The sequence below is a fragment of the Zestomonas ipomoeae genome, from assembly GCF_057128665.1.
Map to the genome: position 1 here is coordinate 1 of NZ_JBSKHQ010000004.1, position 20,275 is coordinate 20,275.

The window sequence follows — 20,275 nt, forward strand, 5'->3', positions numbered from 1 at the left end:
GAAGCCGGCAGCGAACTGACCCTCAAGGGCGGCGGCAGCTTCGTCAAACTCGACGGCGGCGGCGTGACCCTGGTCGGGCCGGTGATCAAGGTGAACTCGGGAGGCGCAGGTGGCAGTGGCTCCGGGGCCAGCCCCATCATGCCGGTCAAACCAAAGCCGGCCGATACCGCTCCAGTTGGGGAAAAAACCGGAAAGGCCAGAGCTAATACCCCTCTCGCCCCTCCTGAGCAGGGCAAAAAAGGACCAGAGATGCTGATTGTTGATGTCTGGGGGGACCCGGAACAGGGCGGACAAATCGAGCTACTGGATCCGGAGGACAAGGCATGAGCAGTTTCAACGATAAAAACATCGAGCAGGGTGTCCGCAAAAGTACGGAATATGAAAATACTCGTCGCGCTCGTCTCGTGTTGAATGTTGATCGCAAGGACGGGGGCAAGCTGCAACTGCCCATCCTGCTCGACGCCCGTACCACTGAAGAAGAAGAGAACATCCAGCAGAACACCCTGCTGGCTGTGGTGCCAATGGCACGCCTACCGGGATACGACAGCCATAGCGAAGCTCCCAGAGGCGCCCTGCCACGCCCCGGCCGCATTTACGTTTTCCTGCAAAACAGGTTATGGCGCGAACTGGAGTGCGACGGCAGAGGACAGTTGTCCGAAGTGGACGTCTCCCACTGGCGCAAGATGGCCGAGCAGGGGGGAAAAGCTAACCAACGCGATCCCGTCGGCAAAACTCAGCACCTGATCATCCTACCGGTAATCCTACAGGGCCGCGACATAGCCAATGACCTCTATATGGCCTACAGCGAAATGCCCTGGACCTGGGAGTACATCCAATGGCTGGAAGCCAGCAGCGGCCGCATTAAGAACCGCTGCCAGAATATTCGCCCGGCGTGGGCCGCCGCGGTGGTGGATGCCAAGCAGTGGAAGCCGACCCAAACCATGCCGGCGCTCCCCATCGCCAACATCACCCAGGGCCTCTGCGCTCGGGAACTGCATTTAGAAACCCTGCTGGAAGACCCGTCGCTGTATACGCCCCAACTCAAGGCGCTGCCCGCTGGCTCACTGCTTGGGCAACTGGAGAGCCGCCAGAGGGAACTGGCTGGACATATGAACCAGACGCCCCCCGACCCGCTGCCGCCCCTGGCCACGAAAGACCTGCTGACTGAATACCAACTGCGCGGCAATCCAAAACTAGTGGGCTTGATGCTCGACGACCCGCTGTTCAGCCTGCGCCATGCCACGGCCCAAGCACGCCTGTGCATGGAACTGCTCCAGATGCAGAACGCGCTGATACCACACCAACCCTTTGGCCACTACGCCGAGCTGCTGTACCAGCACGCGATGGCTAGCGGGGGCGCACTCAACGAGTTTGTGAAGCACCTGGACCTGCGCGCCCTGAAAAAGGCCGTTCTGCACGACGAGCGCCAAGCTGTGCGCAACCAGCTCTACGGAATTCAGGAGCGCCTGGTCCAACTGGTCAATTCGCGTTCCGCCCTCTTCAACGATTTCCTGTACGCCACGGACGAGCGCCTTCTGGAGCCCTATGCGCTTATCAGCGCAATACAACAGGCACTGCGCTCCCCCAAGGCCTGCGACTCGCACTGCATTGAAGCGGAAAACCGGAAAGTGATCGGCGACGCGCTCAAACTGGCGGAGCAACTCGCCGAAGGCAAGCATGCGTTGACACGCAACCTGCTTCCCCAAGCGCCGGACCAACGCTCCGATACCTTGAAGCGCCTGGATGCCCTGAAAAAGAAAGCCACTCCAAAAACCGAAGCGGAGCCCGAGCGGGTCGGCCTCTGCTCCCTGGGTTTCTTCGGTCAAGCCTATGTGGCGCAGAACCTGCTCCTAGGCATTGACGAACTACTGGGCGACTACATCCGTAGCAGTGCCCTGGTGCTGAAGAGCATCGAGCAGAATGCAAAGCTCACGCAGATAAAACTTGATCGTCTCTTCGTCCCAAGCTTCAATCTGCTCAAGCAGCTGCACAGCCAGGCCGATGGCTTGAAACTAATCACTCAAGCCGAAGCCTTGAACCAAAATCTGGTGATACTGGGTGTACATGGCGGCGGCCTGAGTTTCGGTCTTACCCCCACCGAGCGGCAAACCCTTACCCGAGATAACTACCTATACGCTAACCTTGAGGCCAAGGACGGCAGCACTGTCGCTACCACCAGCGGCAAAGAAGCCAATCGGCTAGGCTTTTCCCGCCAGAACTTTGCGCGCCGCGAACTCGGCCATATCCTAGTTATCGCCGCCCCTGCAGACGACCCGGTAGTGGCACAGTTCGCCAAGATCAGGAATATAGCGCCGCACCTCGGCAAGCTTGAGACCCTCAGCACCGCCCCCGGATTGCCGGCACTGGCAACGGTATGTGCGGCATTTAGTTTGTATGCGAATACGATTGGAGCAAGGGAATTAAAGAGTGCAGAGCCATGGCGTTTTCGAACTGGTGCACTGAGTGCTGTAACCGATCTATCCATAGCCGCTAACACTACGGCGCTTCGAGTACTCGAAGCGTTCGGCAAGACGGGGACCTCTTGGTATACGTTCTGGGAAAAGAAGGGTTTCTATATTCAATCGGAACGCTGGGCCAGCATTCTGAGGCAGCGCTCCGGCAGCAGCCTAATCAGCTATTCCCGTATCGGCAATGTCGGCGGCATGGCCCTGACAGCGGTTTTATTCAGCTGGGACGGCTACCGCGCCTACCGTGACGGCGAGGACGACCAAGCTCTGGCCTATGGCGGCTTGGCCTTTGCCGGTGCCGCCTCCTGGGCACTGTACGGCCTGGGTTTGCTTGGAGGACCGCTGACCATTGCAGTCGGCCTCGGCCTGTTCGTCGGCGGTCTAGCCGCTGCCGCTCTGTTGGCGGACAGCCCGGCAGAGCAGGCGGTCAAGCACGGTCCTTTCGGCAGCAAGCAGCGCCACCCACAGATGAATGATCCGCACCTAGCCTATCAGCAACTCCTCGGCACGCTCGGTCAGCCCCAGATACGTATCGCGCGCGTAAGCGATTGGTTCGCCAAAGCGCCGAAGGAAGAGCGGCTAGAAGTGAAAAAAGCCACCACGCGTCATAAAGTGAATCTCGATGCTTTGGATTGGGTCGTAGAACTGGAATCGGCCCTGCTCAGCCAATACCCAAATGGTCAAAGCTTTATTCTGCACGCGTGGGAGCGTCGCGCAGAGCTCACATATGGTAGAGGGTGGGACTATCGAAAGCCGCCACGCAACATCCCGAGAGAGAAACTGGGACCGCTCGTCATGGATGGTACCCGCGTGTTGTTCGTTCTGGGCCGGCAATACCCACCAGAATGGGTCCCGGGCTACAGCTTCCGCTATGCCCTGCGAGTCTGCGCTCAATTTCATCTGAGCGAATTGCAATGCCGTGCTGACGACTTGTTTCCGGAGTATAAGAATTTAATCCTCCCGCAACCTGCGCCGCGCAGCTGGAAGCCATACGACCCTCGCCTCGCGCCACGATCGAACGATACAGAAGAAGAAGCGCCCTATTGGTGCATCAAGCAGAGCGACTTTCAGCCTCTATGAACATTCAGACCTCGCCTGACTCTAGCGACTACTACAGCCCCGCCGCTTACCGCGCCGAAGCCCTGCCGCCGCTCCCCCCTACCAACCGTCACGGCGACCTCGGCGGCTTGCTACGCACCCCGCTTCGCTGGGGCCACTACGCCCACTTGGAGCCCTGGCAGGATACCGACCAGTATCTGAACCCCCAAGTGGCGGGCTATCTGCATCATCTCGAGAAAGACGGTGATACCAAGCTGTTCGTCAACCACCAACGCTGGAATTTCGAAAATCTCAGCGCATTCCTGATCTTAGTTCCGTTCTTAAAGGCAACTTGTCTTATTTTCTGGCCTTGGTTGTTCTGGCTATTCACCGTCCCATCAATGCATATAAAAAATGATAACCTTGATTTATTAGCAGAGCTGCTAGTGGTGCTCTTCTCACTATCAATGGTTTTTCTGAGCTCCTGGCTCATAGGGAAAAATAAAAAGAATCATCATGGCTATTTGACTCAAGTCGGGATCGGATTGGCCGCCGCTTTAATATTTTCCTTTGCCAACTATCAAACGGATGAGCATGGCTTTTTGCTTTTCTTGATGTGCGCTCTAATGGCCACATGCATCTTTATGGGCTGGATCGGTTGGGACTTCCTGCTCGTCACCTATCTGCGTCTGTTTCAGCACGATGGCAGTGCCTTCAACCGTCAGACCGGCATGCTCAGCTTCGCCCGGCGCTTTCGTAAACCCTTCGTCGCGCCCTTCTACGAATTCGACCCAGTCGTGGAATACCGTCCCGACCGCTACGGCGGCGGCAGCCATGCGCTCTGGCTGTTCCACCGCTATACCGGCAACAAGGTCTTCCTCGGCGCCCGGGTGCAGTCCATGGGCATGCGCCTGAAGGATTGCCTGGCCTTCTGGGATACCCTGCAACGCTATATGGATGTCAGCCAGCCGCTGCCCGATCTGCCCATCCTCGAACAGTTCCGCCACCTAGACCCCACCACTGCCGAGCACGACCGCAAGACTGGACGCAACCCACGCCATTGGCGCGACATGAGTTACAAAACCTGGGAAAAGCGCGGACGCGGCGAGCGCATGAAGCGCGTCGACGCCTATCCCTGGCAGCAAAAGCCTTGCATCGTCGAAGCCGCCATAGACCCCTCGCTCAGCATCGAAGCCTACTACCGCAGCCAGGAAGCCAAGGGCATCCAGGCCACGCCCAGGGCTGACGACTTCGACAATGTGCACCGGGGTTAACGGGGCTTCGGCTTTCTGGGCGACGCGCAGGAGACCCTGTCGCTATCCGCATCGCCATCGAGCGCAACCCCTATTACCAACCCGATGCCAAGCTGGATATGAATCAGGACCCCGACCTGCGCAAGCTGACCAGCGCCAATACCCGCATCCGCATTTCCAGCAACCTGCCTGGCATGCTCGCCCATTTGGGCGAGGTGGGTATCATGGCGCACTGTCGTCTGCGCACCAGCGAAGTACGCTATCGCGGCAATGGCGACGCCTACGGGCCCTTGATCAAGGTGCACGAACCTTCGAGTGAGGAGCGGCCACTGCCCGAAGGCCGCGCGTACTACCTGAATACGCCCCCCGCCCGCCCCTGGACCGGTAATGCGCGTGACACCAGCCTTCATCATGAATGGCAGGTACGGGCACAATTCCGCCTGGCACTGGACGGAGGTGAAAAAGGCGGACGCCCCGGCTCGCTCGTTTGGCTGTTCCCGCCACCGCCCATCAGAAACGGCAAGGCGGACGCAAGCAAGTCGCCCGCCCCAGACTTCAACGCAACCGACCTTCCCTTCTGGGCAGACGAGAAGACCCATGCCGAATCCTGATGCCTTCTACAGCCCCGATGCCTATAGCCCGGAGCATATTCCCGACCAGCCGCCGGCGACCAAACAACCCTGGCTGCGCCGCTTCGGCAGTATGCGCCTGCCCTGGGGCAATACTCAGGATCTGGTTCCACTCGATGTACTGAACAATGCCAAGCCCAGCGACCTGCGCCTGGTGGAAGCCGTTAAAAAGGAAAAGGCCGAGCAGCTGGAACAAGGCACATACGTTCCCAAGCTACTGGAGCATTTGGATCTGCATGCTCGCCTTGATAACGAAAAGATTAGGCATGCCCAGCTACCTGCAAGTTCAAAGTTTTGGATATATATGCAGATAATTGGAAAAGGTGGAACGATACTCATGTCACCAATAATAATAATCTCATTTATATTATCCGCTGACTACAAACGCGCGGACTGGCTGCCCGAGCTACTGCATATTTTATTCAATGTATTCCTCTGCTCTATCCTGCCGCTGCTAATAATATGGGGAATAGGCTGGCTCGTAATAAACCACTTTCCTAAACTCTGGATCAAACCCTCCAGAGGCCCACTCTGGGAGTTCAATCGCCGCACCGGACTGGTCACTGTCTTCGATTACGACAACAACGGCGAATACAAGAAAAACGGCACCATCGGCGAGAAGGTCGCGCCCTTCTACGAATTCGACGCCTATATCACCGTCTCTCCGGATCGCCAGGGCCTGCCCAACAATGTGCTGTGCATCGTGCACCGCTACCGGGATATCTGGATCAATATGGCCAACTTCGTCGCCCCCAGCGGCAGCACCTCCGCACCCTGCGCGCTCTGGGACTACCTGCAGAACTACATGGATATCGGCAAACCCCTGCCGGACACGCCGGAGCTGGAAGCCTTCCGCCACCTCGACCCCACCACGGCCGAGCACGACCGCCAGACCGGCCGCGAACCGCGCTACTGGCGGGACATGGACGACGACACCTTCAAGGCCAAAGTGCGGGAAATGACCGAGCGCATTCCCCAGATCGACACCTTCAGCCGCCCCAACCTGATGGCCCGACATGTGAGCTACGGTGGCTGAGCAATCCGGGAAGCACGGCCCCAGATTGCGCTGACGCTTATTCGGGCTGCGGCCCAGCCGATCAGAAACGGCAAGTCGCCAGCCCCGAACGTCAAGACCACCGACCTTCCCTTCTGGGCCGACGAGAAGACCCATGCCGAATCCTGATGTCTTCTACAGCCCCGGCGCCTACAGCCCGGAACATATTCCCGACCAGCCGCCGGCCAGCAAACAGCCCTGGCTGCGCCGCTTCGGCAGTATGCGCCTGCCCTGGGGCAATACTCAGGATCTGGTTCCACTCGATGTACTGAACAATGCCAAGCCCAGCGACCTGCGCCTGGTGGAAGCCGTTAAAAAGGAAAAGGCCGAGCAGCTGGAACAAGGCACATACGTTCCCAAGCTACTGGAGCATTTGGATCTGCATGCTCGCCTTGACAACGAAAAAATCAGGCATGCCCAGTTACCGGCAAGTTCAAAATTTTGGATATATATGCAGGTATTTGGAAAGGGGGGGACCATAATAATTACCCCTGTCATGCTTTTCTCGGCGCTACTAGTTATTAACTATAGTGAGCCGAATTGGCTAGAAAGATTGTTTACCTTACTGATAGAAACCTTTCTCTACATGATTCTTCCGTTACTGGTTATGTGGGGGGGTAGGCTGGCTTGTAATAAACCACTTCCCCAAACTCTGGATCAAAGCGTCCCGAGGCCCGCTGTGGGAGTTCAATCGCCGCACCGGACTGGTCACAGTCTTCGATTACGACAACAACGGCGAATACAAGAAAAACGGCACCATCGGCGAGAAGGTCGCGCCCTTCTACGAATTCGACGCCTATATCACCGTCTCTCCGGATCGCCAGGGCCTGCCCAACAATGTGCTGTGCATCGTGCACCGCTACCGGGATATCTGGATCAATATGGCCAACTTCGTCGCCCCCAGTGGCAGCACCTCCGCACCCTGCGCCCTCTGGGACTACCTGCAGAACTATATGGATATCAGCCACCCCCTGCCGGACACGCCGGAGCTGGAAGCCTTCCGCCACCTCGACCCCACCACCGCCGAGCACGACCGCCAGACCGGCCGCGAGCCCCGTTACTGGCGCGATATGGACGACGTCACGTTCAAGAGAAAAATTCAGGAAATGATCGAGCGCATCGCCAATATCGATACCCTCCAGCGCCCCAATATCATGGCCGAGCACGTAAACTACCAGACTGGATAACTCGACCACCAAGCGCTGGTTTGTCGGGCGAGTAGATGTTCTTTGTCGAGGGATCGCAGTGGGGCAGAATCGGATTCGGCTTTTTGCTAACAACGTTCATTTCACCGATGCCGAGTTCAAGTGCCTTGAGCCGCTGGTGCGCCAACCTGGCAACCATCATGGAAAGCTTGCCCTGGCAAGTGCGCTGGTTTCGCTGGGGCTATTCATATTTGGCTTGATAACCGAGCGCGATTGGCTAGTAGGAATAGCGGCACTTACCACGCCTATTTTGCCGCTTGTGGTCCTATACCTTCTTGGACGCGGGATTCCTGAAGACAGGACCGAAGCCTATGCAGAACAAGGCGGCCTGCTGCTGACCTTTACTTGCGGTCAGTACCCGGAGCTTTCAACTGATATTCGCATTCCGTTTTCGCAAATCGAGTCCATTGTTCTGGAATCGAAAGTGGTGCATGAGGCACGCATAGGGACTCATCGCTGGCGGCAATATCGGATCAAGACTTCCGCTCGGGCGAAACGCCGCATCTGTTGATCAATACCTTCCGGCCGCTTCATCTGGTCCTTCAGGATGTGCAACGGCTCTGCTCGCTGCCCGGTGTCGACCGGATCGATATGCAACTCCTGGCTGCGCAGCAGGAAATCGCTGCGCTCCGCATTGACGGGCCTCGTCCGGTTACAACCTGATAACCCACCCAGGCCAATGCAGGCCTACCCGCACCTCCAATCAAGGATGAACAAGCGAATGACCGATACATCGACAATCCAAGGCGCCTGCTCCAACTGCCAGGCCACCTTCGGGCTGGTGCAGGAGCAGCTCACCACCCTCCTGAGCAACTCCTGCATTAGCTGCGAAAACTGCAAGCAGTCGCTGGCGCTGACGCCAGAGGAAAGCGCCAGGTTCCAGTCCCTCAGCAGCGCGGGCATGGTCAGCATGGTGGCGGTCGCCGGTGCTGCGCTGGCCAGCCTGGTGGCGATCGTTCTGAAATGGGCGGGGGTGATCTCGTTCGAGGTGCAGATCACCGTCACCCTGGGCGCCATCGCGTTGGGCTGGCTGCTGATGTCGGCAACGAAGAAGTCGCTCGATCTAACGCTGGATTTGCAAGCGAGCGCACAATAAGCCGTTCATGCCAATCGCTGCCTCCCGAGGCAGCGATTCTCGAACCGAAGCCCGTCATCACGCCGGACCCCAGCCACATGTCGACAGCAACCGCCCGTTCTGCCCGCGCTAAAAAGCAGGCAGAAAAGAACGCGTTTCGATTGAGCAGCGAGATCGAGAAGGTATTGATCGGCGAGGCTGATCGAGGATTCCCGCGCCCCCGGTTCGAATGGACCCAGGCACATATTTCCTGGGTGGCAGGGGCACTCTTTCTGATATCGCTCGCCAACGTGGTTTACCGCAAGCAAGAGCTACCGCTACTGCTGGGGGTGGCCGTGTTCGTCGGGCTGGCTGGCGCCTTCATCAAGTGGGTCACCACGCCGGAGCCCGTCTGCGAGGATGAGTACGATCTAAGTGTCACTTTTCAGAAGGATGGCATCTCGCTACGCAAGCAAGCACCGAACCGCAATGGAGCCATGGAACAGGTCCGGGACTGGGTCGCACGCAGCAGGATCGTTTCGGTTGCTCCCTTCAAGCAGATGGGCTGGGTCTTCTGCCGCGAGCGCGGCATCGCGATTCGTTTGGATGATGGAGATGCCATCTTCATTGCGCTACGAGGGCCAAAGAAGACGTTCGCCGCACACCTCCAGCGTCTTTCGCACGCTCTGCCGCCCCTGGGCTATACGCTGGAGAAGCTGCGTAGCTTCCAGCCCTGAATGCACCAACGAATCGATCTGGCTCGCATAGCGTGCGAGCGATTGTTACCGCACCACCCTCCCGCTAGACACGAACAGCCAAGCAAGTAGCAACTCGCCAAGCTTTCCAGCTTTTAGTTCTGGCGCGCCGGACGGTGTGGTGCAAGCCGCGTCCTAGAGCCCTCCGGGCAGTTCCCCGCAGCACCGCGCCGGCGCCAAAAACCCCGGTCTAGAGCAGCTGCGCCCCCTCACGCAAGCGCCTCTTGGCTATTTGCTAAAGTCCCTGACTCGTACCGTTTCGCACTCCCCAAAACAACAAGGATGGAGTCGTCTCATGTCGCCTTTCCGTGCACTCGTGTTGGGCCTGGCGTGCCTGCTCGGCCTCCCGGCTTTCGCCAATCCGCAGGTGGACAGCTACCGGCAGAGCTGGGAATACCGCGCGCTATCGCTGCAGCGTCTGCTGGACCTGGGCAGTCCGCTGGGCAGCGCCAGCTTTCTGCATGCCCATAACGCCTATAACTCCAAGCACTACCAGAACCTCGGCAGCTACTGGGACCCTAACCAGCAATTGAGCCTTTCCGAGCAGCTCGACCTGGGCATTCGCGGGATCGAACTGGATGTGCATTACACCCTCGGGAACGCCTTCAGCAAGGAGTTGCTGCTCTGCCATGGGCAGGACAATCACACCGGCTGCAGCCCCTTCGACCGGCGCTTCAAGGACGGGTTGGCGGAGATCGGCAGCTGGTTGCGCCAGCCGGCCAATCGTCAGGAAGTGCTGCTGCTGTACATCGAGGATCACATGGATGGGCAGTACGACCGTGCGCTGAACGAGTTGAATGCGCAGATCGGCGACCTGCTCTATCGCCCCGGTAGTTGCCGCAGCCTGCCGATGAACCTTAGCCGAGCCGAGGTGCTGAACGCCGGCAAGCAGGTGCTGATCGTCGGCGGCAATTGCAGCCACGGCAATTGGGCGGCCAGCGCATACAACTACGGCTACCCGACCGACAACGACACCTTCCAGGCCTATCCGGCGTGCCGCACCAACAGCTACAGCACCGCCTATATCCAGAGCAACCTGATGCGCATCTACGAGGATGGCACCCAGCTGTCCAAGCTGTTCGGCAACCCACCGCCAGCCATCGATGCGCGGCGCATGGCGGAGTTGACCCAGTGCGGCATCGGCATCATCGGCCTCGATCATATCCAGCCGTTCGACTCGCGCATGGCGGCGCATATCTGGAGCTGGGGCCGCGACGAGCCGAACAACTATGCCGGCAACGAGCATTGCGCCCAGCAGCGCGCCGATGGCCGCTTCAACGATATCGACTGCCAGCGCCAGGCGCCCTTCGCCTGTCGCGATGGCGCCGGCAACTGGCGCATCACCGGGACACCTGGAATCTGGACCCAGGGCGAGGCGCTGTGCCAGGCGGAATTCGGTGGCGACTACCATTTCGCGGTACCGAAGAACGGCTACCAGAACGTGCAGCTGATGCAGCACAAGCTGAATGTGGGCCGCGAAGTGGAGGTGTGGCTGGCCTACTCCGACCGGCAGCAGGAAGGCCACTGGGTGCCGAACGACCACCCCAGCCTCGTTGCCCTGCCCGCGCCGGCTCCGGTCTATCGCAAGCTACGCAACGGCAAGGGCTACTGCCTGGACCTGGAAGGCCGCAGCACCGCCAACGGTACCGAGATCCACCAGTGGAGCTGCCACGGCGCCGACAGCCAGTTGTGGTACCAGGACGCCGCCGGGCGCCTGCACAGCAAGATGGACCCGAGCAAGTGCGCCGATGTCTCCGGTGGCGGCACCGGCAAGGGCACGCGGGTGGTTCTGTGGAGCTGCCACGACGGCGCCAACCAGGTCTGGCAGCGCGGCAGCAACAACTCGCTGCGACCGGCCCACGCACCGGGCATGGCGCTGGATATCAAGGACCCGTTCTGGGGCCAAGGCCAGCGTGCCCATCTGTGGAATTACCACGGCGGCGATTCCCAGCAGTGGCTGTGGGAGTAAACGACTCGATCCGCCGGTTCGCACGACCGCGAGCCGGCGCCATAACGTCCGCAACTTGCGCCGAAATAACGGCTATATATCCGCACGATAGCGACGATTGCCTGGCCTGCAGTGGGCGCTGATCAGCGAAACAATTAGCGCCTCAATTAGCGATTGATTCGCCGGCTCCACCCTGTCATTTACCTGACATATATCATCTATTTATCGCCCCATACCGCAGCCTGGCCAGGCGCTGACCGGCGAGTTCTCCGTGCGCATATTTTTCCGGATATTCGCAAATATCTGCCCGTGAATAACACCGCTATTCGGCAGTACTCCAGACGGCATATCCGAACGCCAGGATCATCGCTAAAACCCTCATGTTTACTGGGCTACATGAATTCCACCAGGGTCTTTCACTGACTCCGACCGGCCATCATCGTGCAACTATTCTGACTGCACGATGAACTTCGCCAGCGATGCTCGGTGAATTACCCCGCGAATCGCTTCTTTCGAAAATTTCAATAGGATAGTTGCAGCCCCCGTAACTAAGGCGCTGCACGCCAGTGCACGGTGCTTGAGCACGGCGAATATCCGGAGTTCGGGTTGAGAAAATTTTCCCGCTATGTTTACCCTAATAGGGATTCGCACAACTTCAAGGATTTTGTTTTGAGTTTTGCTCCCGTCACACTCCGTCGCCCAACCGACGGCGACGGACACTCGCTTCACCAATTGGTAGCTCGCTGCCAGCCCCTGGACCCCAACTCGGTGTATTGCAACCTGCTGCAATGCTCCGACTTCGCCGATACCGCCATTGCCGCCGAGAACGCCGACGGTCAACTGGTGGGATTCATCTCCGGCTACCGTCCGCCCGCGCGCGCCGACACGCTGTTCGTCTGGCAGGTGGCGGTGGATGCCTCCCTGCGCGGCCAGGGCCTGGCCTTGCGCATGTTGCTGGCACTGACCGAGCGCGTCGCCGCCGATGGCGTTCGCTACCTGGAAACCACCATTTCGCCTGACAACGGCGCTTCCCAGGCGTTGTTCAAACGGGCCTTCGCCCGCCTCGGCGTCGACTACCAGACCCGCACCCTGTTCTCCCGCGCCGTGCATTTCGCCGGCCAGCACGAGGACGAAGTGCTCTACCGCGCCGGCCCGTTCAACGCCCCTGTCTTGGCCCCCGTCTTGGAAAAAAGCCTCAAGGAGACCGCATGAAACTCTTCGAACAGAACGAATCGTCCGTCAGGAGCTATTGCCGCTCATTCCCCGTGGTGTTCCAAACAGCGCGCGGCGCGGAGCTGATCACCCGCGAGGGCAAGCACTACATCGATTTCCTCGCCGGCGCCGGCACCCTGAACTACGGGCACAACCACCCGGTGCTCAAGCAGGCGCTGCTCGACTACATCGGCAACGACGGCCTCACCCATGGCCTGGACATGTACTCCGATGCCAAGGAGCGTTTCCTCGAAACCTTCAGCCGGCTGATCCTGCAGCCGCGCGGCATGGACTACCTGATGCAGTTCACCGGCCCGACCGGCGCCAACGCGGTGGAAGCGGCGCTGAAGCTGGCGCGCAAGGTCACCGGACGCAACAACATCATCAGCTTCACTAACGGCTTCCACGGCTGCACCATCGGCGCCCTGGCCGCCACCGGCAACCAGCATCATCGCGGTGCCGCCGGCGTGCCGCTGACCGACGTCAGCCGCATGCCCTACGCCAACTATTTCGGCGACAAGGTCAACACCATCGCCATGATGGACAAACTGCTCAGCGACCCCAGCAGCGGCATCGACAAGCCGGCCGCGGTGATCGTCGAGGTGGTGCAGGGCGAAGGTGGTCTCAATGCCGCATCCGCCGAATGGATGCGCAAGCTGGAGAAGCTCTGCCGCAAGCACGAGATGCTGCTGATCGTCGACGATATCCAGGCCGGCTGCGGCCGCACCGGCACCTTCTTCAGCTTCGAAGAGATGGGCATCAAGCCGGACATGATCACCCTGTCCAAGTCGCTGTCCGGCTTCGGCCTGCCGTTCGCCATGTTGCTGTTGCGCCGCGAGCTGGACCAGTGGAAGCCGGGCGAACACAACGGCACCTTCCGCGGCAACAACCACGCCTTCGTCACCGCCGCCGCCGCCCTGGAGCACTTCTGGCGCGACGACGAGTTCGCCCGCAGCGTGCGTTCCAAGGGCAAGCGCATCGCCGACGGCATGAACAAGATCGTGCGCCGCTACGGCCCCGACTCGCTGTTCGTCAAAGGCCGCGGAATGATGGTCGGTATCAGTTGCCCGGACGGCGACACCGCCTCGGCCATCTGCCGCCACGCCTTCGAGCACGGTCTGGTGATCGAAACCAGCGGCGCCCACAGCGAGGTGGTCAAGTGCCTGTGCCCGCTGACCATCAGCGAAGAGCAGATCGACAAGGCCATGGGCATTCTCGACGCGGCCTTCGCCGCCGTGATGTCCGACCAGGCCCGCGAACAGGCTGTGTGAAAACGTAGCGAGCGAAGGTTAGGCAAGGCAAAAACAGGCGAGGAAGCGGAGTTTACGAGCTGTAAATGAGCATTCCGAGCCTGTTTTTAACGCCGCATAACCGAGCGCAGTAGTTTTCACACAGCCTGCAACCAAGCCTCTTGAGGAATTGAAAAATGATCGTACGCACCCTCAACGACTGCGAGCAGTCCAGCCGCCGAATCGTCACCGAGACCTGGGAGAGCACGCGCATGCTGCTCAAGGACGACAAGATGGGCTTCTCCTTCCACATCACCACCATCTACGCCAACACCGAGACCCACATCTGGTACCAGAACCACCTGGAGTCGGTGTACTGCATCAGCGGCGAGGGCGAGATCGAGACCCTGGCCGACGGCAAGGTCTACCCGATCAAGCCCGGCACCCTGTACATCCTCGACAAGCACGACGAGCACCTGCTGCGCGGCTTCAGCGAAATGAAGATGGCCTGCGTGTTCAACCCGCCGCTCAACGGCAAGGAAGTCCATGACGAAAGCGGCGTGTACCCGCTGGAGGCCGAAACCGTCGCCTGAATCAGGCCACAAGGGAGGAATCGACGCGTGACCCCTGAGCAAACCGACCTATACCCCTCGCGCCAGCACGACGAACCGAGCTGGAAGGAACGCCAGGACCCGGTGGTCTACCGCCGCGATCTGGAGAACGCGCCCATCGCCCCGGAGTTGATCGAGCGCTACGAGCGTGACGGCTATCTGGTGATGCATGACGTGTTCAGCGCCGAGGAAGTGGCGGTGCTACGCCGGGAGCTCGACCGCGTGCGCCGCGACCCGGCGGTGGCGGAGTCCGGCAAGACCATCGCCGAGCCGGACAGCGGCGCGGTGCGTTCGGTGTTCGCCATCCACAAGGACAACCCGCTATTCGCCCGCGTCGCCCGCGACGAGCGCATCGCCGGTATCGCCCGCTTCATCCTCGGCGGCGAGCTGTACGTGCACCAGTCGCGGATGAACTTCAAGCCCGGCTTCACCGGCAAGGAGTTCTACTGGCATTCGGACTTCGAGACCTGGCACGTCGAGGACGGCATGCCGCGCATGCGCGCACTGAGCTGCTCGATCCTGCTCACCGACAACGAGCCGCACAACGGCCCGCTGCTGCTGATCCCCGGCTCGCACAAGCACTACGTGCGCTGCGTCGGCGCCACGCCGGAGAACCACTACGAAGAGTCCCTGCGCAAGCAGCAGTTCGGCGTGCCGGACGACAACAGCCTGAGCGAAATGGCCAGCCGCTACGGCATCGATACCGCGCTCGGCCCGGCCGGCAGCGTGGTGTTCTTCGACAGCAACATCCTGCACGGCTCCAACAGCAACATCACGCCCAGCGCGCGCAGCAACCTGTTCTACGTCTACAACCAGGTGGACAACGCCGTACAGGCACCCTTCTGCGCCCACGCGCCACGCCCGGCCTTCGTCGCCGAGCGCGAGGACTTCACCGCGCTGGACATCCAGCCGCAGCAGTACCTCTGATCGACCTCGCAGGCCCGCGGCGGGCCTGCCTTCGCTCTTTGGCCGGCGCTTGCCGGCCCAGGGAAGCATTCACCTACGACTGGACGCCTACATGCATACCGTAGAAAAGATCGGCGGCACGTCCATGAGCCGCTTCGAAGAAGTCTTGAACAACATCCTCATCGGCCCGCGCCAGGGCAACCAGCTGTACCAGCGGATTTTCGTGGTCTCCGCCTACAGCGGCATCACCAACCTGCTGCTGGAGCACAAGAAGACCGGCGAACCCGGCGTCTACCAGCGCTTCGCCGACGCACGCAGCGAAGAGGCCTGGCGCGATGCGCTGGAGGCCGTGCGCCAACGCATGCTGGCGAAGAACGCCGAGCTGTTCCCCAGCGCCTTCGAGCGCCAGGCGGCCAACCAGTTCGTCGAATCGCGCATCGCCGATGCCGGCCAGTGCATGCTCAGCCTGCAGCGACTCTGCGCCTACGGCCACTTCCAACTCACCGAGCACTTGATGAAGGTGCGTGAAATGCTCGCCTCCCTCGGCGAGGCCCACAGCGCCTTCAACACCGTGCTGGCGCTCAAGCAGCGCGGGGTCAACGCCAAGCTGGTCGACCTCACCGGCTGGCACCTGGAGGCGCCGCTGGCGTTCGAGGCGATGATCCGCAGCCGCTTCGAGGACGTCGACCTGTCCCGCGAACTGGCCGTCGCCACCGGCTACACCCATTGCAGCGAAGGGTTGATGAACACCTTCGACCGCGGCTACAGCGAGATCACCTTCGCCCAGATCGCCGCTGCCACCGGTGCCCGCGAGGCGATCATCCACAAGGAGTTCCACCTCTCCAGCGCCGACCCCAAGCTGGTCGGCGAGAACACCGTGGTGACCATCGGCCGCACCAACTATGACGTTGCCGACCAGCTGTCGAACCTCGGCATGGAGGCGATCCACCCGCGCGCGGCCAAGACCCTGCGTCGTGCCGGTGTCGAGCTGCGTATCAAGAACGCCTTCGAGCCCGAGCACGCCGGCACGCTGATCAGCCAGAGCTACCGCAGCGAGCGGCCCTGCGTGGAAATCATCGCCGGGCGCAAGGATGTCTTCGGCCTCGAAGTGTTCGATCAGGACATGCTCGGCGATGTCGGCTACGACATGGAGATCACCAAGCTGCTCAAGCAACTGCGCCTGTACGTGGTGAACAAGGACTCCGACGCCAACAGCATCACCTACTACGCCTCCGGCTCGCGCAAGCTGATCGACCGCGCCGCGCGGCTGATCGAGGAGCGCTACCCGGCCGCCGAAGTCACCGTGCACAACGTCGCCATCGTCTCGGCAATCGGCTCGGATCTGAAGGTCAAGGGCATCCTGGCCAAGACCATGGCCGCTCTGACCGAGGCGGGCATCAACATCCAGGCGGTGCACCAGTCGATCCGCCAGGTGGAAATGCAATGCGTGGTCAACGAGGAAGACTACGCCGCCGCCGTGGCCGCGCTGCACCGCGCGCTGATCGAGCCGGAGAACCATGGCGAGGTGATTGCGGCGGCCTAACCTACCCGCCGTTCTGACAAGCGCCGGACCGCCCTGCAGATGCAACTTCGAAACGCTTTCGCACGCCGAGGAATCGCGGCCCGGGCGGGCCGCTTTCCGTACTAGGTGACGTCGTCGAAGCGCTCGCCCTTGAACAGGCGACGGGCGTTGCCACGTTCGAGGCGATGGTGGGACAACCGTCGCTGCGCGCGCAGCGCGTCGCTGGCCTGTTCCGCCTGCTCGGCCAGGCGACGGGCGATCAGCACCAGGGCCAGGCGCTTGTTGGCGTGCTGGCTGCGCTCGCTCTGCACCTTGACGCTGATGCCGCTGGCCAGGTGGGTGGCACGCACCGCCGAATCGGTGGTGTTGACGTGCTGCCCGCCGGGCCCCGACGAGCGCAGGGTTTCGAAGCGCACCTGGCTCTCCAGGCTGGCTGGCGGCGCGGCGAAGCGCGCGCCGCCGAAGAACCAGTTCTTGCGCTTATGGCCCGGCCGATAGGGGCTGGCGCAAATCCATTGCAGCGAACCGCTCCAGGCATCGGCCAGCGCCTCGGCACCCGCGCCGCTCAGGGCCAGCAACACCGAGCGCAGGGTAGCCGCACGCTCGCCGGCCTCCTGCTCCAGTACGCGCACCTCGACGCCCTGCCCGGTGGCCTCTGCCAGCAGGCGCTGGAGCGCCTTGGCCACCGCCAGGGCGCACTCTTCCGGCCCCTGGGCCGCCGACAATTGCAGCAGGATCATCGGCAGCACCCTACCCGCGTCTTGTAGGTCAGCACCGGTTTCAGCCGCGCCAGGACCCGCAGCAGGCCGGCCTCGCGCAGCGCACCGACCACCGAGTCGATGGCCTTGTAGGCTTCCGGCGCTTCCTCGTAGATCAGCGCCCGGTCGGCGCAGATCACCCGGCTGCCGAGTGCGGTGCGCGCCAGTTGCTCGACGCTGTAGCGCGCGGCCAGGCGGTCCTTGCACTCGCTGCGCATCCACTTGCGACCGGCGCCATGAGCCAGGGACAGCAGGCTGCGCTCGTCGGCCAGCGGTTCGACCAGATAGCTGTAATCGCCACGCGAACCGGGAATCACTACCAGCCCCTGGTCGGACGGGGTGGCGCCCTTGCGATGCAGCCAACCATCGAGCCCGCCGATGCAGGCCGGCGAGACCAGGTTGTGGTTGATATCCAGCAGCGCCTCGCCGTCAGCGCGCAAACGTTCCAGCATGCGTCGGGCGATCAATTGGCGGTTGGCCTCGGCGAAGCGCAGCGCACCGTCGTGACGAGCCAGGTAGTGCGCGCTGGCGGCCGTGTCGGTCTCCAGCCCGGCATGGCCGAACAGCTCGACCTGCTCGCGCAGGATCGCCTCGCCCAAGCCGCGCGAACCGCTGTGCACCAGCAGGAGCAGGTGCTTGCGGTCGATACCCAGGGTTGCCAGCGCCTCGTCATCGAAGCTCTGGTCGAGTTGCTGCAGCTCGGCGAAGTGATTGCCGCCGCCGATGGTGCCCAGCGAATGCTCGTGGCCGCAGGGCGGCAGGCCGAAGGCGGCGACGGCGTCCTGCCAGTCGTCGTCGAGCGCCGTATCCAGATCGCCCAAGCGTTTTTCCAGCTTGTCGAGATGCAGCTTGGCCGTCGCTAGATCGGTGCGCCACAGCGCCATGCCGCAGCCAATGTCGTTGCCGACCAACGCCGGGTACAGCCGGCCGACGGAGAAGAACGCCGCGCCGACCGGATAGCCGCGTCCGGGGTGCAGATCCGGCATGCCGGCGACCCGTTGCATGCCCGGCAGGCGGGCGGTGGTTTCCAGTTGCTGGATCGCTTTTCCTTCGATCCAGGTGTCGTCCGCGGCGATCAAAGCGACGCCGTCGGACAGATTGCGAATGCAAGTGCCCATAGTCCAATCCTGATGGGTTGAAACGAAGAACTAGGGTCTGTTGACGTTTCGGCGCGAGCCGCGTTGCTGCGCCAAATGGCGCCAGGCTAGGCGCAGGACGCAGGGAATGGTATTCCCTTGCCAAGTCCTGCAACGACGGCTGGCGCCATTTGCCGCGCAACCCGCAGGGACGGGCCTGTTTTTGCGCGGCACGTCGTTGCTCGACGGTTCATTTGGACGACCAAACTTCACGTCTCGCGTCCAGTTCCGCGCAAAAACAGGCGCCGTCGCGGCCACGGCGAAGCGTTAACAGACCCTATCGGATTGGCAGGCCGGAGCCGGGCAGAGCGGACCGCTAACGTTCAGCGGCGAGAGCGATCAAACCAGGCGCGACCTGCAAAGGGTGATCAGCTGTTGCATGATGTGGCTCCTTTGCAGTCGGTTGAGGGAAGGCGCGCATCCTAGGCTTATCCGGCGCGCCACGCAATCGCCGGAAGCCCGGTATCACCCAACGAGGAACATCATGGCCGCCGAAGACGTTGCCGAAGCGCTGCACGAACAAGCCATCGAGCTGTCCGACCAGGGCCGCGAGGACGAAGCGCTGGAATGCTACCGCCAGGCGCTGGAGCTGGATTTCGCCCGCCCGACCACCCACTACAACATCGGCCTGATCCACAAGTACCGGGGCAACTGGCAACTGTCGCAGCGGCACAACCAGTTCGCCGTCGACTTCGACCCGGAGGACGAGGCCAGCAACTGGAACCTGGCCATCGCCGCCACCGCCCTGCGCGACTGGGGTACCGCCCGCGCCACCTGGCAACGCCTGGGCCTGAACATCGAGCCGGGCCATGCGCCCATCGAGTCGGACTTCGGCATGACCCCGGTGCGCCTCAACCCGGATGAGGACGCCGAGGTGGTCTGGGCCCGCCGTATCGATCCGGTGCGGGCGCGGCTGCTGAACATTCCCTATGCCGGGTCGGGCTACTGCCACGGCGACGTGGTGCTGCACGACGGCGCGGCGGTGGGCTACCGCGAACACAATGGCCGCGAGTACCCGGTATTCAATGTGCTGGAGCTGTTCACGGCATCGGCCGAAAGCACCTACGAAGCCGAGCTGCAGGTGGCCGCGCCGGCGGACGTCGACGAGCTGCTGGCGCGCCTCGGCGAACAGGGCATCGCCGCCGAGGACTGGTCGCGCTCGGTGCGCATCCTCTGCAAGCAATGCTCGGAAGGCCACCCCCATGATCATCACCAACCGGAGGAAGTCGCGGCCGACGAGACCTTGCGGGTGATCGCCATCGCCGGACCGGACGAGGCGCTGATCCAGCAGGTCCTGGATGAGTGGGCGACGGCGGATCGCCGGGTGCTGCGCCGCGAGTGCGTGCTGGACGCGAACGAATTCGAAGGTCGCTAGAACGGCGCACTTCTGTAGGGGCAAACTTATTCGCCGGCGCCGAAAGGCGAATGAATTCGCCCCTACAGCCAGCGGCCGCGCATTTCCCCGTGAAGCGGCTGCGTGCCAGACGCGAACGAATT

General features: G+C 61.6%; 17 protein-coding genes and 1 pseudogene. 16 read left to right on the forward strand and 2 right to left on the reverse strand.

What is annotated here, in order from left to right:
* The 15 genes and pseudogenes from ACWKV7_RS07080 to ACWKV7_RS07150 form a co-directional block, all read left to right on the forward strand.
* A pseudogene (locus ACWKV7_RS07080) lies at positions 1 to 327 on the forward strand (type VI secretion system tip protein VgrG); the annotation flags it as partial.
* On the forward strand, positions 324 to 3,548 hold the full coding sequence (locus tag ACWKV7_RS07085) for a hypothetical protein (RefSeq protein WP_483856955.1): 3,225 nt from the start codon (positions 324 to 326) through the stop codon (positions 3,546 to 3,548). The pseudogene ACWKV7_RS07080 and the gene ACWKV7_RS07085, both read left to right, overlap by 4 nt.
* On the forward strand, positions 3,545 to 4,780 hold the full coding sequence (locus ACWKV7_RS07090; RefSeq protein WP_483856956.1) for a hypothetical protein: 1,236 nt from the start codon (positions 3,545 to 3,547) through the stop codon (positions 4,778 to 4,780). Before ACWKV7_RS07085 ends, ACWKV7_RS07090 begins: the two co-directional genes overlap by 4 nt.
* A 98-nt stretch (positions 4,781 to 4,878) precedes the next feature.
* Complete coding sequence (locus ACWKV7_RS07095) at positions 4,879 to 5,370, forward strand: hypothetical protein (RefSeq protein ID WP_483856957.1); 492 nt, start codon at positions 4,879 to 4,881, stop codon at positions 5,368 to 5,370.
* On the forward strand, positions 5,357 to 6,424 hold the full coding sequence (locus ACWKV7_RS07100) for a hypothetical protein (protein ID WP_483856958.1): 1,068 nt from the start codon (positions 5,357 to 5,359) through the stop codon (positions 6,422 to 6,424). Before ACWKV7_RS07095 ends, ACWKV7_RS07100 begins: the two co-directional genes overlap by 14 nt.
* An 869-nt stretch (positions 6,425 to 7,293) precedes the next feature.
* Positions 7,294 to 7,629, forward strand: a complete 336-nt coding sequence (locus tag ACWKV7_RS07105; protein WP_483856959.1) for a hypothetical protein — start codon at positions 7,294 to 7,296, stop codon at positions 7,627 to 7,629.
* 58 nt (positions 7,630 to 7,687) lie between these two features.
* Complete coding sequence (locus ACWKV7_RS07110) at positions 7,688 to 8,158, forward strand: hypothetical protein (protein ID WP_483856960.1); 471 nt, start codon at positions 7,688 to 7,690, stop codon at positions 8,156 to 8,158.
* A gap of 210 nt (positions 8,159 to 8,368) precedes the next feature.
* On the forward strand, positions 8,369 to 8,743 hold the full coding sequence (locus ACWKV7_RS07115) for a hypothetical protein (protein ID WP_483856961.1): 375 nt from the start codon (positions 8,369 to 8,371) through the stop codon (positions 8,741 to 8,743).
* Between the two features lie 77 nt (positions 8,744 to 8,820).
* Positions 8,821 to 9,438: a hypothetical protein gene (locus tag ACWKV7_RS07120; protein ID WP_483856962.1), complete on the forward strand. Its 618-nt coding sequence runs from the start codon at positions 8,821 to 8,823 to the stop codon at positions 9,436 to 9,438.
* Between the two features lie 313 nt (positions 9,439 to 9,751).
* Complete coding sequence (locus ACWKV7_RS07125) at positions 9,752 to 11,425, forward strand: phosphoinositide-specific phospholipase C-related protein (RefSeq protein ID WP_483856963.1); 1,674 nt, start codon at positions 9,752 to 9,754, stop codon at positions 11,423 to 11,425.
* 648 nt (positions 11,426 to 12,073) lie between these two features.
* Positions 12,074 to 12,616 carry a diaminobutyrate acetyltransferase gene (gene ectA / locus ACWKV7_RS07130; RefSeq protein ID WP_483856964.1) on the forward strand — a complete coding sequence of 181 codons (543 nt, stop codon included), beginning with the start codon at positions 12,074 to 12,076 and terminating at the stop codon, positions 12,614 to 12,616.
* Positions 12,613 to 13,887 (forward strand): diaminobutyrate--2-oxoglutarate transaminase, encoded by a 1,275-nt coding sequence (ectB, locus tag ACWKV7_RS07135; protein ID WP_483856965.1) that lies wholly within the window; start codon positions 12,613 to 12,615, stop codon positions 13,885 to 13,887. The genes ectA and ectB overlap by 4 nt, the downstream gene beginning before the upstream one ends.
* 155 nt (positions 13,888 to 14,042) lie before the next feature.
* Complete coding sequence (locus ACWKV7_RS07140) at positions 14,043 to 14,438, forward strand: ectoine synthase (RefSeq protein WP_483856966.1); 396 nt, start codon at positions 14,043 to 14,045, stop codon at positions 14,436 to 14,438.
* Between the two features lie 27 nt (positions 14,439 to 14,465).
* On the forward strand, positions 14,466 to 15,383 hold the full coding sequence (thpD, locus tag ACWKV7_RS07145) for an ectoine hydroxylase (protein WP_483856967.1): 918 nt from the start codon (positions 14,466 to 14,468) through the stop codon (positions 15,381 to 15,383).
* A 91-nt stretch (positions 15,384 to 15,474) separates the two neighbouring features.
* Positions 15,475 to 16,905, forward strand: coding sequence for an aspartate kinase (locus ACWKV7_RS07150; RefSeq protein WP_483856968.1), 1,431 nt, complete (start codon positions 15,475 to 15,477; stop codon positions 16,903 to 16,905).
* A gap of 101 nt (positions 16,906 to 17,006) precedes the next feature.
* On the opposite strand, the gene prfH is transcribed toward ACWKV7_RS07150, so the two are convergent.
* Positions 17,007 to 17,624 (reverse strand): peptide chain release factor H, encoded by a 618-nt coding sequence (gene prfH, locus ACWKV7_RS07155; RefSeq protein WP_483856969.1) that lies wholly within the window; start codon positions 17,622 to 17,624, stop codon positions 17,007 to 17,009.
* Positions 17,621 to 18,760, reverse strand: a complete 1,140-nt coding sequence (locus tag ACWKV7_RS07160; protein WP_483856970.1) for an RNA ligase RtcB family protein — start codon at positions 18,758 to 18,760, stop codon at positions 17,621 to 17,623. The genes prfH and ACWKV7_RS07160 overlap by 4 nt, the downstream gene beginning before the upstream one ends.
* A 502-nt stretch (positions 18,761 to 19,262) precedes the next feature.
* Here ACWKV7_RS07160 and ACWKV7_RS07165 point away from each other — a divergent pair.
* Entirely contained in the window at positions 19,263 to 20,153 is an 891-nt protein-coding gene (locus ACWKV7_RS07165) for a tetratricopeptide repeat protein (protein WP_483856971.1), read from the forward strand.
* The last annotated feature ends 122 nt before the right edge of the window (positions 20,154 to 20,275 follow it).

Excerpts from the sequence above, each read along its gene's own strand:
- ACWKV7_RS07085 (WP_483856955.1), top strand. The coding sequence starts at position 324 with ATGAGCAGTTTCAACGATAAAAACATCGAGCAGGGTGTCCGCAAAAGT.
- ACWKV7_RS07090 (WP_483856956.1), top strand. The coding sequence starts at position 3,545 with ATGAACATTCAGACCTCGCCTGACTCTAGCGACTACTACAGCCCCGCC.
- ACWKV7_RS07095 (WP_483856957.1), top strand. The coding sequence starts at position 4,879 with ATGAATCAGGACCCCGACCTGCGCAAGCTGACCAGCGCCAATACCCGC.
- ACWKV7_RS07100 (WP_483856958.1), top strand. The coding sequence starts at position 5,357 with ATGCCGAATCCTGATGCCTTCTACAGCCCCGATGCCTATAGCCCGGAG.
- ACWKV7_RS07115 (WP_483856961.1), top strand. The coding sequence starts at position 8,369 with ATGACCGATACATCGACAATCCAAGGCGCCTGCTCCAACTGCCAGGCC.
- ACWKV7_RS07120 (WP_483856962.1), top strand. The coding sequence starts at position 8,821 with ATGTCGACAGCAACCGCCCGTTCTGCCCGCGCTAAAAAGCAGGCAGAA.
- ACWKV7_RS07125 (WP_483856963.1), top strand. The coding sequence starts at position 9,752 with ATGTCGCCTTTCCGTGCACTCGTGTTGGGCCTGGCGTGCCTGCTCGGC.
- ectB (WP_483856965.1), top strand. The coding sequence starts at position 12,613 with ATGAAACTCTTCGAACAGAACGAATCGTCCGTCAGGAGCTATTGCCGC.
- ACWKV7_RS07140 (WP_483856966.1), top strand. The coding sequence starts at position 14,043 with ATGATCGTACGCACCCTCAACGACTGCGAGCAGTCCAGCCGCCGAATC.
- ACWKV7_RS07150 (WP_483856968.1), top strand. The coding sequence starts at position 15,475 with ATGCATACCGTAGAAAAGATCGGCGGCACGTCCATGAGCCGCTTCGAA.
- prfH (WP_483856969.1), bottom strand. The coding sequence starts at position 17,624 with ATGATCCTGCTGCAATTGTCGGCGGCCCAGGGGCCGGAAGAGTGCGCC.
- ACWKV7_RS07160 (WP_483856970.1), bottom strand. The coding sequence starts at position 18,760 with ATGGGCACTTGCATTCGCAATCTGTCCGACGGCGTCGCTTTGATCGCC.
- ACWKV7_RS07165 (WP_483856971.1), top strand. The coding sequence starts at position 19,263 with ATGGCCGCCGAAGACGTTGCCGAAGCGCTGCACGAACAAGCCATCGAG.